The sequence below is a fragment of the Kibdelosporangium persicum genome (genome assembly GCF_013280595.1).
GTDB lineage: Bacteria > Actinomycetota > Actinomycetes > Mycobacteriales > Pseudonocardiaceae > Kibdelosporangium > Kibdelosporangium persicum.
In genome coordinates this window covers 34,146-47,433 of record NZ_JAAATY010000007.1, presented here as the reverse complement: position 1 = coordinate 47,433, position 13,288 = coordinate 34,146, and the positions used below count along the sequence as shown (strand labels likewise).

Sequence of the window (13,288 nt, the reverse complement as noted above, 5' to 3'; positions counted from 1 at the left end):
ATGCGTGACGACTATCCCGTCCCGGACTACGTGCCGATGGCCGCGACCGCGTTGACCGACGCGGAACGCTGGCCGTTGCTGACCGAAGGCGGTCGGGCCATGCTCACGCGGCTGCGTGAACACCCGGCGGCTCCGTTGTACAACCACGCGTGCGGCGACCGGTTGACACAGGCGTCGGTGGACCGTCTCAAGTCCTATCAGGACACTCTGCGGGACGGATACCACGGCTGGACGTCTACTGAGGAACCGCCGTGGGTCGACGAGCTGATCACGCGGGTCTACCGGACCGTGCCGCGCTACCGCGGGAAGTCGCGGCCCGCCAAGCTGGCCGACGTTCCGGTGACCGACCGGCTCGACCTGCTTTCCCGGGCGTTCGAGTGCGTTCCGGACGACGCGGACCTCGACGATCTGATCGTGTACCAGACGTCCGGCTCGCGCGGACCGGCCGCGACCGTGCCGATGAGCCCGGAGTTCACCGCCCTCGACCTGCCGGTGATCGAGTACGTGCTGGCCAGGCACGGCGTCGCGATGGCCGGCGGGTCGTCGCGGGTGTCGCTGGTGAACGTCTACGCGCAGCCGGTCGCGTACCAGTTCGCCTCGGTCTCCGGTTATCTCGGCGGCGCCGGGATCGTGAAGATCAACATGGACCCGTCCGGCTGGCGGAACCCGGCGGACCGTGTGTCCTTCCTGGACAGTTGCCGGCCGGAGGTGTACACCGGCAACCCGATCTCGCTCGCCGCGCTGGCCGAACTACCGCTCACGCACAAGCCGAAGGCGGTGATCAGCGGCGCGATGTCGCTCAGCGACACCGTGGGACGGCACCTGGAGGAACGCTTCGCGTGTCCGGTGATCGACCTGTACGGCATCACCGAGGCCGGGCTGATCTCGTGGCGTGACCACGACGTGCACCGAATCCTGCCGCGCAGGCTCTACGTGGAGATCCTCGACGAGGACGGCAGACGCTGCGAGCCCGGCGTGACCGGCGAGATCACCGTGACCTGCGGCGAGAACCCGCTGCTTCCGTTGCTGCGGTACCGAACCGGTGACCATGCCGCGCTGGAGTGGCGGCATGGCCCTGTCCTGGTCGGCCTGGACGGCCGCGCACCGGTCCGGTACCAGCGGACCGACGGCTCCTGGGTCAACTCCATCGAGATCACCCACGTGCTGTCACCGCTCGGCCTGGTCGCCTGGCGACTGCACCAGGGCGAGGACCGTGCGTTGACGTTGTCAGTGCACGAGACGGGCGCCCCTGACCCGGACGTGATCGCTCGTGCACTGACGTCCCTGATGGGCGACGTCCCGGCCAGGATCACCCTCGACGACCTCGCCCAGGACACCAAACCCCAGCGCTACACCTCAGCCCTCTCGTGAGTGTTTATCAGGGTTAGAACACGGATAAACACTCACGAGCAGGTCAAGTGGGCTTCGGCCCAGTCGGCGTGGTCGAAGTTCTTGCCGTCGCCGCCGTCGGTCACCTTCAGGGCGAGCACCCGCACTCCGGTCAGGGCCACGGTCAGGGCCACGGGCGCGTCGCCGGTTCGCAGGACACCGGTCTGGTGCAGCACGCGGCCGTCTCCGATGACCTGGAACGCCGAGGAACCGGGTGACGTCGTCTCGTCGTCCATGCCTGCCTTGGCGGTGAACGTCCGGCACGTGCCGCCGAGCGAGATCACCACTTCGGACTCCGCGTGCACCCCGAGCCCCTTGGTGTACTGGGTTCCGGCGATGCTCAACGGGCGCCCGTCACCTCCGCCCGATTCGCCGTTGGACATGTCCCGCTCGACCGGTCCCCAGCCGTTGGTGGCGCTGTCGAACGACAGGTCGCTGACGTACGCCTGGCCGGTCAGGGGAACCAGGCCGCGGACTGCCTTGGCGACGTGCACCCGCGGGAAGTCGGGCACCAGGTACTCCGCGGCGACCGGCACCTCGAAGCCACCCGGCCGCGCGCCGGCGGGCACGTGAACGGTCCACCGGCCACTGAGGACTTCACCCTGCCGCAGAACCCTTGTGGTCACCGGGTTGCCGGTCACGGTCCAGCCGTCCGGCACCGACGGCTTGAGCTCAACGTCCATCACCGGACGGGTCGAGCTGACCGTGAACGACCCGGTCACCTCGAAGCTCGACCCGGGCTCCGCGGTCACCGATGTGGTCGGCGTGACGGTGAGGGACGTCTGCGGCACCTGCGGAATCGGCTTGTAGCACGTGGTTGTGCCCTGTGTCGCCGGGCAGATGACGGCGGTGAAGCCGCCGTTGGCCGGTACCCGCACGGAAAGCGTGTCGGAGGAGGACATCCGGGCCGTCGACCGGACCACGTCATCGCGGCCGCCGTTGTCGCGGATCGTCTCCACGAGCCAAGGTCCCGCACCGAGGAAGCTCAGCGGTGCGGTCAACGTCCGCGCGTCACCGACCGCGATTCCGCCGACGAACCACCGATCGCCGTTGCGCCTGGCGAAAACCGCCGTCTCCCCCGGATATCCGCCGGCCACTTCAGTCTGGTGCCAGACGGTCGGCACCTGGTTGAGGAACCTCAGCGCTTCCGGATAACGGTCGTACGCCTCGGGTTTGTCGGCGAAGTGGGTCCAGCCCGACTCGAAGACCACGGGCAGCGCGATCTCGTGACCGATCGACGTGACCTTCGGGCCGACTTCCAGCGAGACCGGCGTGAAGTCCATCGACCCGACCACGTTGCGCGTGAACGGCTGGATCGGGTTGCCGTCCGGCAGCGGCAACTGCTCGGCGCCGTGCACCGCCTCCATGGTCAGCAGGTGCGGCCACGTCCTGGCCAGGCCGTGCGGGATGGTCGAGCCGTGGAAGTTGATCATCAGCTTGCGCTGCGCGGTGTCGGCCAGGATCGCGTCGTAGAACTGGTAGCGCGACTGGCTGTCGGACTCCATGAAGTCCACCTTGACGCCCTTGACGCCCCACCGTTGCAGCAGAGGCAACATGGTCTGCCGTTCGGCGGCGGTGTCCAGCTGGTTCCAGTGGAACCACAGCAGGATGTCCACGCCCTTGGCCCGGGCGTACCGGGTCAGCTCGGGCACCCACTTGTCGCTCCAGCCCTCGTCGACCAGCACGTAGGGCCAGCCGTTGCGGGCGGCGAAGTCCACATAGACCTTCTGCCGCTCGAAGTCACGCGGGCTGCTGTGCTCCGACAGCCAGGACCACGCGACCTTGCCCGGCCTGATCCACGAGGTGTCCGCGATCCGGGACGGCTCGGCGAGATCGTCCACCAGCGTCGACTCGGTCACGCCCGCCAGGTCGCCGACGATCACCGTGCGCCACGGGCCGATCCGCGCCCCGGTCACCCGCTGGTCCTTCAGCTGGACCTGGTAAGTCCCGCCGCCGGTGTGCCGCAGCGAGCTGCCGGCATACCGGCCATCCACATTGGACTCGGTGAGCAGGACGAAGTCCTCGCCCACCTGGAAGAGCGACGGGTTGCCGTATTCCCCCACCGCCGCGGCACCGGCGGTCGTCCGGAACCTGCGGTTCTCGTGCTGCGGGTTGTACGGCATCAGCCAGGCATTCGCCTCCGCGGGAATCGCGAACGCCGACGCTTCGCTGAGCACGTCCGTCGGCTCCGGCAGTTCGTACCGGTACGCCACGCCGTCCTCCGCAACGCGCACCACCAGGTCGAAGCGCGCGTTTCCAGCGCCGGAAAGGGAATACCGCGTCTCGGTGTGCCGGACGGTTCGGTCGAGGCGTTTTCCCGTGGTCATCCGGTACTTTTCCGAGACCGTCCTGGTCGAGCGGGCGACTTGTCTCAGTCCACTGGTCAGATCCGCCGTCGCGGTCCTGATCCCGAGCGGGCTCGGCAACACCACTGTCCGGCCGTCCCGCTGAACGGACAGCGAGAACGTGCCCTTCGCGGGATCGTGCACGACATTCGCGGTCAGGGCCTGGGCCGGGGTCTCAGCCTGGGCCGGCAGGGGCAGCAGAGTCAGCACTCCGACGAGCGCAAGGGTTTTCCGCATCGCAACTCCGTTGTCGTCCTTTCCCGCGAGCCAACCGCACCACGACAACCGGGACAACCCTGACAACAGGACAGGTTTTACGTATTAAACGCCCGCCACCGCGATGTCCAGGCCGGCCAGCCGGTCGCGGTCGCCGATCACGTCGATCTCGGTGATCAGGCCGCCGGCGAACGTGAACACGAGCGCCACGGCGAGCCTGCCGCCCACCGCCATCACCAGCCCGGCGGAGCCGTTCACCAGCGCCACCTCGGTGACCATCGCCCGGCCCGCGGACGCCATCGCGCTCCTGGCCACCGGGCTCGCCCCGCTGATCACGACCGGCCTGCCCATCGGCAGGGCCGCCGCGTCCGCCCGGAGCACCACGTCCGGGTCGAGCAACGTGACCAGGGCTTCGAAATCCCCGCCGCGGGTGGCCGCCAGATACGCCTCGGCCACCTCGCGTTGCCTGACGAGGTCAGGCTTGTGTTCCGCACCCCGCACCCGGCGGCGGGCCCGGCTGGCGAGCTGGCGGGTCGCCGCCGTGGACTTCTCGATCATGGGCGCGATGTCGTCGAACGGCACGGCGAACATGTCGTGCAGCACGAACGCGAGCCGTTCGGCGGGCGTCAGCCTGTCCAGCACGACGAGCATCGCAAGCCCCACCGAGTCGGCGAGCTCCGCCTCTTGTTCAGGCGTCTCCTGCGCGACCACCTCGATGTCGAACGAATCCTCACGGCGTTGCTCCCGTGATCGCAGCATGTTCAGGCACACCCGGGCGACGACCGTGGTCAACCAGGCGCCGAGGTTCGCCACGTCGCTGGTGTCGGCGCGGTCCGCGCGCAACCAGGCGTCCTGCACCGCGTCCTCGGCCTCGGCCGCCGAACCCAGCATCCGGTAGGCCACCGCACGCAGCCGTGATCGGTGCTGCTCGAAAAGTCCGGCGTCCACGCTGTCACATTCCCTTCTCGCCGCGGGTCACCCCTATGAACGCACAGATCGAACGAGGAGTAACGATGATCCTGCTCACCGGCGGCACCGGCACCCTGGGACGGCACGTCACCCCGCTGTTGCTCGAAGCGGGCCAGAAGGTGCGGATTCTCAGCCGCAACGCCCAGCCTGCCCAGGACGGCGTCGAGTACGTGACCGGTGACCTGCTTGCCGGAACCGGCATCACCGAAGCGCTGGACGGGGTGTCGACGATCCTGCACCTCGCGGGCAGCACCAAGGGTGACGACATCGCGACCCGCAACCTCATGGCGGCGGCCAAGGACGTCCAGCACGTCGTGTTCATCTCGGTGATCGGCGCGGACCGGGTACCGCTGGCGTGGCTGCGGTCGCAACTGGACGCCGAGCAGGCGATCAGGGACTCGGGTGTGCCGTGGACGATCCTGCGCGCCGCCCAGTTCCACGACCTCGTGCTCAAGATGGTCACCGCCATGGCCAAACTGCCGGTCGTCCCCGCGCCCGGCATGCGCCTGCAGCCCGTGGACGCCCGAGATGTCGCCGCCCGTCTCGTCGAACTGACGCTCGGGCAGCCCGCGGGACTCGTGCCGGAACTCGCCGGTCCCCGCGAGTACGAGATGCGCGAGCTGATCACCGGCTACCTCGGGGCAGCGGGGAAGCGCCGGCCGAAGCTGCCGGTCAGGATTCCCGGCAAGGCGGGCAAGGCCTACCGGGCCGGGGACAACCTGACGCTCGACGGCCCCAGGGGCACTCGCACCTGGGAGGACTTCCTCGCCGAGCGGGTGCAAGGATCTTCAAGACACTGACCGCCGCGGTCCGCAGGATTCGGGCCATGAACATCGCGGAGATCGTGGCGGCCGAGGGGCCGCATCCGGAGCACGCGGCGGAGCTGATGCTGTTCGGCCAGTTCGCCGGCTCGTGGGACGTCGAGGTCACCGACCATTTCGAGGACGGCACGACCCGGACCATGACCGGCGAATGGCACTTCGGCTGGGCGTTGCAGGGCCGGGCGATCCAGGACGTGTGGATCGTGCCCGGCCGTGAGTACGGGATGACAGTGCGGTTCTACGACCCCCGGATCTCCGCGTGGCGCTCGACGTGGATCGGACCGGCGTCCGGGTACGTGCAGCAGTTCGTCGCCCGGCAGGAAGGCGCGGAGATCGTGCTGTCCGGCCAGCAGGCCGACGGGCGTCTCGTGCGGTGGATCTTCTCGTCGATCACCGCGGAGTCGTTCCACTGGCGCAACGTCATCTCGTCGGACGGCCAGGTGTGGCGCTGCCGGCAGGAGATGAACGTCGTCCGGCGTGCCGGGGACCGGCCGTGAGGTTCCCGGCTCGTGTCATCGCACGTGCCGGGCGATGTACGCGTCGATCGGGCTCATGTCTTGGCCGACCGGCTCCGAGGGCGTCCACCAGCGGAAGGCGAGTGCCTCCTCGTTGACCACCAGCCGCGGTTCGGTGTCGAGCCGTGTCCGGTAGATCGCGAGGAACTCGTGGCGTTCCGGGTCGACGAGGTCGAACTCCGCCATCGTGACGAACTCGAGCTCGGCCACGTCGATGCCGGTTTCCTCACGCAGCTCCCGCACGGCGGCCTCGTGGGCGGTCTCGCCGGGATCGAGACCGCCACCGGGCAGTTCCCAGTGCTTGCGCCAGCTGTCGAACATCATCAGCACGGCTTCGCCGTGGCTGACGACGACCAGTGACGCCGTGACCTCAGGCGCGGCGGGACGGAAGCCGAGCAGTGTGTTGCCCGCTTGGTCACGGATCACGCCCTTGGCCGCCCTCCGGGCTGGGTTGCCGGTCATGCGGTCACGGTAGTAGCGCAGGTCACCCGAACCCGCTTTTGCATGACCATACATCGGTATGCATAATTGTGCTTGTGTCCAAGGTGCTCACTTCTCTGCCTGTCGGTGAACGTGTCGGGATCGCCTTCTCCGGTGGCCTCGACACGTCGGTAGCTGTCGCGTGGATGCGCGAAAAGGGTGCGGTGCCCTGCACCTACACCGCCGACATCGGCCAGTACGACGAGCTCGACATCGAATCGGTGCCCGGCCGTGCGAAGTCCTACGGCGCGGAGATCTCCCGGCTGGTCGACTGCCGGGCCCAGCTGGTCGAGGAGGGGCTCGCGGCGCTGGCGTGCGGCGCGTTCCACATCCGCACCGGCGGCCGCACGTACTTCAACACCACGCCGCTGGGCCGCGCGGTCACCGGCACCCTGCTGGTGCGCGCGATGCTCGAGGACGACGTGCAGATCTGGGGTGACGGCTCGACCTTCAAGGGCAACGACATCGAGCGGTTCTACCGGTACGGCCTGCTGGCCAACCCGTCCCTGCGGATCTACAAGCCGTGGCTGGACGCGGACTTCGTCACCGAGCTCGGCGGCCGCAAGGAGATGTCCGAGTGGCTGCTCGCCCGTGACCTGCCCTACCGGGACAGCACCGAGAAGGCGTACTCCACCGACGCGAACATCTGGGGCGCGACACACGAGGCCAAGTCGCTCGAACACCTGGACACCGGAATCGAGATCGTCGAGCCGATCATGGGCGTGCGGTTCTGGGACCCCGAGGTCGAGATCGCGGCCGAGGACGTGACCATCGGCTTCGAGCAGGGCAGGCCGGTGTCGATCAACGGCAAGGAGTTCGCCACCCCGGTCGACCTGGTGCTGGAGGCCAACGCGATCGGCGGCAGGCACGGCCTGGGCATGTCCGACCAGATCGAGAACCGGATCATCGAGGCCAAGAGCCGCGGCATCTACGAGGCACCGGGCATGGCGTTGCTGCACGCCGCCTACGAGCGCCTGGTCAACGCGATCCACAACGAGGACACGCTCGCCACGTACCACAACGAAGGCCGCAGGCTCGGCCGTCTGATGTACGAGGGCCGCTGGCTGGACCCGCAGGCGCTGATGGTGCGCGAGGCCCTGCAGCGCTGGGTCGGAATGGCCGTGACCGGCGAGGTGACGTTGCGGCTGCGGCGCGGCGAGGACTACACCATTCTGGACACGTCCGGGCCGTCCTTCAGCTACCACCCGGACAAGCTGTCGATGGAACGCACGGAAGACGCGGCCTTCGGCCCGGTCGACCGGATCGGCCAGCTGACCATGCGCAACCTCGACATCGCCGACTCCCGCGCCCGGCTGGAGCAGTACGCGGGCCTGGGCATGGTCGGCAGCCAGCACACGATGCTGATCGCCACCTCCCCGCAGACGGAGCTGATCGGCGAGATGCCCGAGGGCGGCGCCGAGGCGATCGCCTCCCGCGGCGAGGTCCCGGCCGAGGAGGCGGAGCTGCTGGACCACGCGGCACTGGAGGAAGGCAACGACTGACCTGTGACCCGCGGCTACCCGACGAGTGCCGGACCCGTTGGGTAGCTTGCCGGAATGGTCACCGTTGAGCAGATTCGCGCGGTCGCGCTGTCGTTGCCTCGGTCGTACGAGGCAGTCGTGCGCGACCGCGTCAAGTTCCGCGTCGGGCAGATCGTGTACGTCGCGCTGTCCCGTGACGAGACCTCCATGGGATTCGCGTATCCCAAGGAGGAACGGGACGCGCTGATCGCGTCCGGGCCGGCGAAGTTCTTCCCGCCGTCGAAGTCGGACGAGCGGTTCAACTGGGTCCAGGTGCACTTGTCCGCGCTCGACGAGCCGGAAATGCGCGAACTCGTCATCGACGCGTGGCGCATGTGCGTGCCCAAGAAGGTGTCCGACACCGTCCAGCGCTGACTTCGCTCCGGTTACTTGATGCCCGCTGCGTCCATTCCCCGGAGCTCCTTCTTCAGGTCGTGGATCTCGTCGCGCAGCCTCGCCGCCAGCTCGAACTGCAGCTCGCGGGCCGCGTTCATCATCTGGTCGGTCAGCTGTGCCACCAGGTCGGCCAGCTCGGCCCGCGGCATCTTGCTGATGTCGCGATCCGGACGGACCACGCCGGCGCTCTTGCCGCCGGTCGCGGGAACGCCCTTCTCACCCGTGGGCTTCTTGCCGCGGGAGGCGTTGCGGCCCGAGCCGCCGACGGCCACTTCGTTGTCGTCGGCTTCCTGGTAGACCCGGTCGAGGATGTCGGCGATCTTCTTGCGCAGGGGCTGCGGGTCGATGCCGCGTTCCTTGTTGTACGCGATCTGCTTGGCGCGACGGCGGTTCGTCTCGTCGATCGCGTGCTGCATCGCGGCGGTCACCTTGTCCGCGTACATGTGGACCTGGCCGGAGACGTTACGAGCCGCCCGGCCGATGGTCTGGATCAGGCTCGTTCCCGACCGCAGGAAGCCTTCCTTGTCGGCGTCCAGAATGGCCACCAGCGAGACCTCGGGCAGGTCCAGGCCCTCCCGCAGCAGGTTGATGCCGACCAGCACGTCGTACTCACCGGTTCGCAGCTGCCGCAACAGCTCCACCCGGCGCAGAGTGTCCACTTCGGAGTGCAGGTAGCGCACCCGGATGCCGAGCTCCAGCAGGTAGTCCGTCAGGTCCTCGGCCATCTTCTTGGTCAACGTGGTGACCAGGACACGCTCGTCCTTCTCCGCGCGGTCGCGGATCTCGCCGACCAGGTCGTCGATCTGGCCCTTGGTCGGCTTGATGATCACCTCGGGGTCGACCAGGCCCGTCGGGCGGATCACCTGCTCGACGAACTCGCCGCCGGTCTGCCCCATCTCGTACGGCCCCGGCGTCGCCGACAGGTACACCGTCTGGCCGATCCGGTCCTGGAACTCCTCCCAGGTCAGCGGCCGGTTGTCCAGCGCGCTGGGCAGCCGGAAGCCGTGTTCGACCAGGTTGCGCTTACGGGACGCGTCGCCCTCGTACATGCCGCCGACCTGCGGGACCGTTCCGTGTGACTCGTCGATGACGAGCAGGAAGTCCTCGGGGAAGTAGTCGATCAGCGTCGCGGGCGCCGACCCGGGCTCCCGGCCGTCGATGTGCCGCGAGTAGTTCTCGATGCCCGAGCAGAACCCGACCTGGCGCATCATCTCGATGTCGTACGTGGTGCGCATCCGCAGCCGCTGCGCTTCCAGCAGCTTGCCCTGCCGTTCGAACTCGGCCAGCCGTTCCTCCAGCTCCTTCTCGATCCCGGCGATGGCCTTCTCCATCCGCTCCGGGCCGGCGACGTAGTGCGTGGCCGGGAAGATCCGCAGGTCGTCGACCTCGCGGACGATGTCGCCGGTGAGCGGGTGCAGGTAGTACAGCTTGTCGATCTCGTCGCCGAACATCTCGATCCGCACGGCCAGTTCCTCGTAGGCCGGGATGATCTCGATGGTGTCGCCGCGGACCCGGAACGTGCCGCGCGCGAACGCCAGGTCGTTGCGCGTGTACTGGACATCGACGAGCGCGCGCAGCAGCGTCTCGCGCTCGAGCTCCTGCCCGACGCGGACCTCGATCGACCGGTCGAGGTACGACTGCGGCGTGCCCAGGCCGTAGATGCAGGACACGGAGGCGACCACGACCACGTCCCGCCGCGACAGCAGGTTCGAGGTCGCCGAGTGCCGCAGCCGCTCGACGTCGTCGTTGATCGACGAGTCCTTCTCGATGTACGTGTCCGTCTGCGGGATGTACGCCTCGGGCTGGTAGTAGTCGTAGTAGCTGACGAAGTACTCGACGGCGTTGTGCGGGAAGAACTCACGCAGCTCGTTGGCCAGCTGGGCGGCCAGGGTCTTGTTCGGCGCCAGCACCAGGGTCGGCCGCTGGAGCCGCTCGATCAGCCATGCGGTTGTGGCCGACTTGCCCGTACCGGTCGCACCGAGCAGCACCACGTCCTTCTCGCCCGCCTTGAGCCTGCGTTCCAGCTCCTCGATGGCCGCGGGCTGGTCACCGGCAGGCTGGTAGTCGCTGACCACCTCGAAGCGGCGGCCGGCCTTGCGCGGGATGTCACCCACCGGCCGGAAATCGGAGTGGGCGATCACTGGGTGTTCGGTCGCGAATGCCACGCGAAAGACTGTACGACCACCCACCGACAATTCCGCATCGGCGCAGGCCGGGGCCGACACGTGCGACTGGTGTGACAGGTGGGACGATGGCTCGCCGTGTACAGCCCCGTCCCTGAGCTCAACGAGCTGGCCGCGCTGCAGGAGCGGACCGGCAGCCACTTCCTGTCCCGTGGCTTCGAACTGGTGGAGTACGGCGACCGGATGTCGTTCGAGGCGCTCGGCCTCACCGACCCGGAGTTCCTGAGCCGGTTGATCATCTTCGCCATGGCCAACGGTTCCGGCTCGAACTACGCGCTCTGGCGCGTCGACGACCGCGACGACCTGGCCGCGCTGCCCATCATCGCCCTGGGGGACGAGGGCGGCGAGCACGTCGTCGCGCGGGATCTGCCCGAGTTGTTCCGGTTGCTCACCTGCGATGTGGATCCCCTGATCGGCCACGACGAGGTGTCGTACGAGGCATACGGCGACCACGAACCCAGCGGCGGTCACGAAGCCTTCGTCGACTGGGTTCGCACGCGATTCGGCCTGGAGCCGACCACGGACCCAGCCGCTGTCGTCACGGCGGCACAGCGCGAGTACGGCGCTCGATTCGACGTATGGGTCAAGCCGTTCTTGGAACCGCTCGGCTACTGCTAGCAGGAGCAGTCGCAGCAGTCACAGTGCGCGCAACAGCCCCGGCCCGCCCTGGCGTCGGCCGACCCCCACCCGATGTCCTCGCCGTGCGACGCGGACCACTTGTCCACGTCCTTCTTCTTTTCCTTCTTGCCGCGGGGCCGCTTCCCCCTGTGCGCGAACGCCCGATGGACGGCGCGGTCCACCTCGTCGACCAGAAGAACCCGGACAAGCCCATCATCGACGAAGTCCACCTCGTCGAGCGCCAGCCGCATCCCGAGCAAGGCCTCCTCACAGTGCTCACGTGCCTCAGCAACGGAAGTGCCGGTGGCGGTCAACGGGTTCCACGCCCCAGCGGCCTCGTCCGCCGCGAGATCCTCCACGGCGTCGACGGTGTGGGCGATCCGCCCGAACAAGCGCCCGACCTCCGACAGCGGCGCCGCGTTCGCGGGCCGGCCGCTCACCACGGCCGTGTGCGCGAAGGCTGCGGCAGCCGCGGACTCCGTCGGCTCGGTCGCGTCCAGCAGATGACCCGCTGTCGTCTCGACGGCCGACTGCCTCGAGACAGCGTCGGTCAGCACATCGGTGTCGAAACCGACCGCTGAACCGGAGGACGCACCCTGCGAAGCCCATCGGGCGGCGACTTTCCGCGCCACGACGGACATGCCGGGACGTCCGGCCACCCCATCGCCGTCGGCGACGTGGTCGGTCATTTTCGCCGAGGCCAGCACCAACGAGACCGAAGCGGCCAGCCTCGCCCCGTCGCCTTGCGCGACGGAAGCGGACCGCATCGCGCGCAGCGGGCACGGTCCGGCGGTCCGCCGTGCCTCGCCCGCCGACTGCGCCTCGACCAGCGCCGAGATCACCAAGCCGTCGTAGTTGGTGACCGTTCTGGCCAGTTGACCATGGTCGTCACGCAGTGCCAGGCAGAGCCCGCAGAGGTGGGCGAGCCACGACTCGTGCAGGCGCGCGGACAGCCGGTGACGACAAGGCCGGATGATGCCGAACATGAACGCCCTCCCCCAGTGCGGAAGATCGGCATCGTAGCCCGTTATCACCCGATCGGACGCACAATCCCCCCTCCGCGGAGGGTGCAGCGATCGTCCGCCGTGGGCACCATGACCTGGTGAGCTCCGACTACGCCCTGCCTGTCGCCCGCCCGAGGATCAGCCCCGACGTCACGCCCCACGTCCACCCGCCGAAGGTGGAGCTGTTCGACGTCAAAGCCATGGAGAACATCGATCCCAAAGGCTTCCGGCGCACCGTGGACGAATACCGGCTGACTGATTCGGGCCTGTTCATGGCGCGCAAGGTGGACGGCCACCGGCGGCTCGCGTACATCCAGTCGTGGCTGTTGCCGGAACTCGGCCTGCGGATCACGGACTGGCACTCCCACCCCGGCGCACCGGAGCGCGAGGACATCTACATCGACCTCGTCGAGGTGGACCCGGACTTCGGCGCGCACACCGACGCGCCGGGCCCGGTCTGGCGAATGGTCGACCTCTACCTGGACATCCACGTCTACACCGGCAAGCGCCTCGAAGTCGTCGACACCGACGAGCTGCTCGCGGCCCTCGACGCCCGGCTGATCGACGCCCGGACCGCTCAGCGGGCACTGGAGCGGACGTACCGGACCGTCGACGGGATCACCCGCCACGGCTACGACACGTGCGCCTGGCTTCGTTCCCTCGGCATCGACCTGACCTGGCAGGACCTGGGCAAACCGTGACCCCAGCCAGCCCAGGCCACCCCTCGTGAGTGTTTATCAGGGTTAGAACACGCATAAACACTCACGAAGGGGAACCGCCGTTCAGGGTAATCGTCGACCGCTCACAGATCGATATCCGGCCGACCGCAAGC

General features: G+C 68.3%; 12 protein-coding genes. 7 read left to right on the top strand and 5 right to left on the bottom strand.

Translation table 11 applies throughout. From position 1 onward, the window contains the following. Complete coding sequence (locus GC106_RS14720) at positions 1 to 1,371, top strand: AMP-binding protein (protein WP_173129983.1); 1,371 nt, start codon at positions 1 to 3, stop codon at positions 1,369 to 1,371. A gap of 32 nt (positions 1,372 to 1,403) precedes the next feature. On the opposite strand, the gene GC106_RS14715 is transcribed toward GC106_RS14720, so the two are convergent. Both GC106_RS14715 and GC106_RS14710 read right to left on the bottom strand, forming a co-directional pair. Beyond that, positions 1,404 to 3,971 carry an NPCBM/NEW2 domain-containing protein gene (locus tag GC106_RS14715; protein WP_173129980.1) on the bottom strand — a complete coding sequence of 856 codons (2,568 nt, stop codon included), beginning with the start codon at positions 3,969 to 3,971 and terminating at the stop codon, positions 1,404 to 1,406. Positions 3,972 to 4,055: 84 nt separating this feature from the next. Then, a complete protein-coding gene (locus tag GC106_RS14710; protein ID WP_173129977.1) occupies positions 4,056 to 4,898 on the bottom strand; it encodes a sigma-70 family RNA polymerase sigma factor in 843 nt (280 codons plus the stop codon). A 65-nt stretch (positions 4,899 to 4,963) separates the two neighbouring features. Between GC106_RS14710 and GC106_RS14705 the strand changes: the two genes are divergently transcribed. Further along, positions 4,964 to 5,719, top strand: coding sequence for an SDR family oxidoreductase (locus GC106_RS14705; RefSeq protein ID WP_246365731.1), 756 nt, complete (start codon positions 4,964 to 4,966; stop codon positions 5,717 to 5,719). Positions 5,720 to 5,745: 26 nt separating this feature from the next. After that, a complete protein-coding gene (locus tag GC106_RS14700; RefSeq protein ID WP_173129970.1) occupies positions 5,746 to 6,237 on the top strand; it encodes a hypothetical protein in 492 nt (163 codons plus the stop codon). A 15-nt stretch (positions 6,238 to 6,252) separates the two neighbouring features. On the opposite strand, the gene GC106_RS14695 is transcribed toward GC106_RS14700, so the two are convergent. Beyond that, complete coding sequence (locus GC106_RS14695) at positions 6,253 to 6,717, bottom strand: NUDIX hydrolase (protein ID WP_173129967.1); 465 nt, start codon at positions 6,715 to 6,717, stop codon at positions 6,253 to 6,255. 74 nt (positions 6,718 to 6,791) lie between these two features. Between GC106_RS14695 and argG the strand changes: the two genes are divergently transcribed. Both argG and GC106_RS14685 read left to right on the top strand, forming a co-directional pair. Then, positions 6,792 to 8,237, top strand: a complete 1,446-nt coding sequence (gene argG, locus GC106_RS14690; protein ID WP_173129964.1) for an argininosuccinate synthase — start codon at positions 6,792 to 6,794, stop codon at positions 8,235 to 8,237. A gap of 54 nt (positions 8,238 to 8,291) precedes the next feature. Beyond that, positions 8,292 to 8,630, top strand: a complete 339-nt coding sequence (locus GC106_RS14685; protein ID WP_173129961.1) for an MmcQ/YjbR family DNA-binding protein — start codon at positions 8,292 to 8,294, stop codon at positions 8,628 to 8,630. 11 nt (positions 8,631 to 8,641) lie between these two features. Here the strand turns inward: GC106_RS14685 and uvrB are convergent, their stop codons facing one another. Beyond that, complete coding sequence (uvrB, locus tag GC106_RS14680; RefSeq protein WP_173129958.1) at positions 8,642 to 10,816, bottom strand: excinuclease ABC subunit UvrB; 2,175 nt, start codon at positions 10,814 to 10,816, stop codon at positions 8,642 to 8,644. Between the two features lie 78 nt (positions 10,817 to 10,894). On the opposite strand from uvrB, the gene GC106_RS14675 reads away from it, so the two are divergent. Further along, positions 10,895 to 11,452: a hypothetical protein gene (locus tag GC106_RS14675; protein ID WP_312872654.1), complete on the top strand. Its 558-nt coding sequence runs from the start codon at positions 10,895 to 10,897 to the stop codon at positions 11,450 to 11,452. Here GC106_RS14675 and GC106_RS14670 read toward each other — a convergent pair. Further along, complete coding sequence (locus GC106_RS14670) at positions 11,449 to 12,438, bottom strand: DUF5685 family protein (protein ID WP_173129955.1); 990 nt, start codon at positions 12,436 to 12,438, stop codon at positions 11,449 to 11,451. The two genes, GC106_RS14675 and GC106_RS14670, sit on opposite strands and share 4 nt — an antisense overlap. A 116-nt stretch (positions 12,439 to 12,554) precedes the next feature. On the opposite strand from GC106_RS14670, the gene GC106_RS14665 reads away from it, so the two are divergent. Beyond that, complete coding sequence (locus tag GC106_RS14665) at positions 12,555 to 13,157, top strand: ribonuclease FAU-1 family protein (RefSeq protein WP_312872653.1); 603 nt, start codon at positions 12,555 to 12,557, stop codon at positions 13,155 to 13,157. Positions 13,158 to 13,288 lie beyond the last annotated feature (131 nt).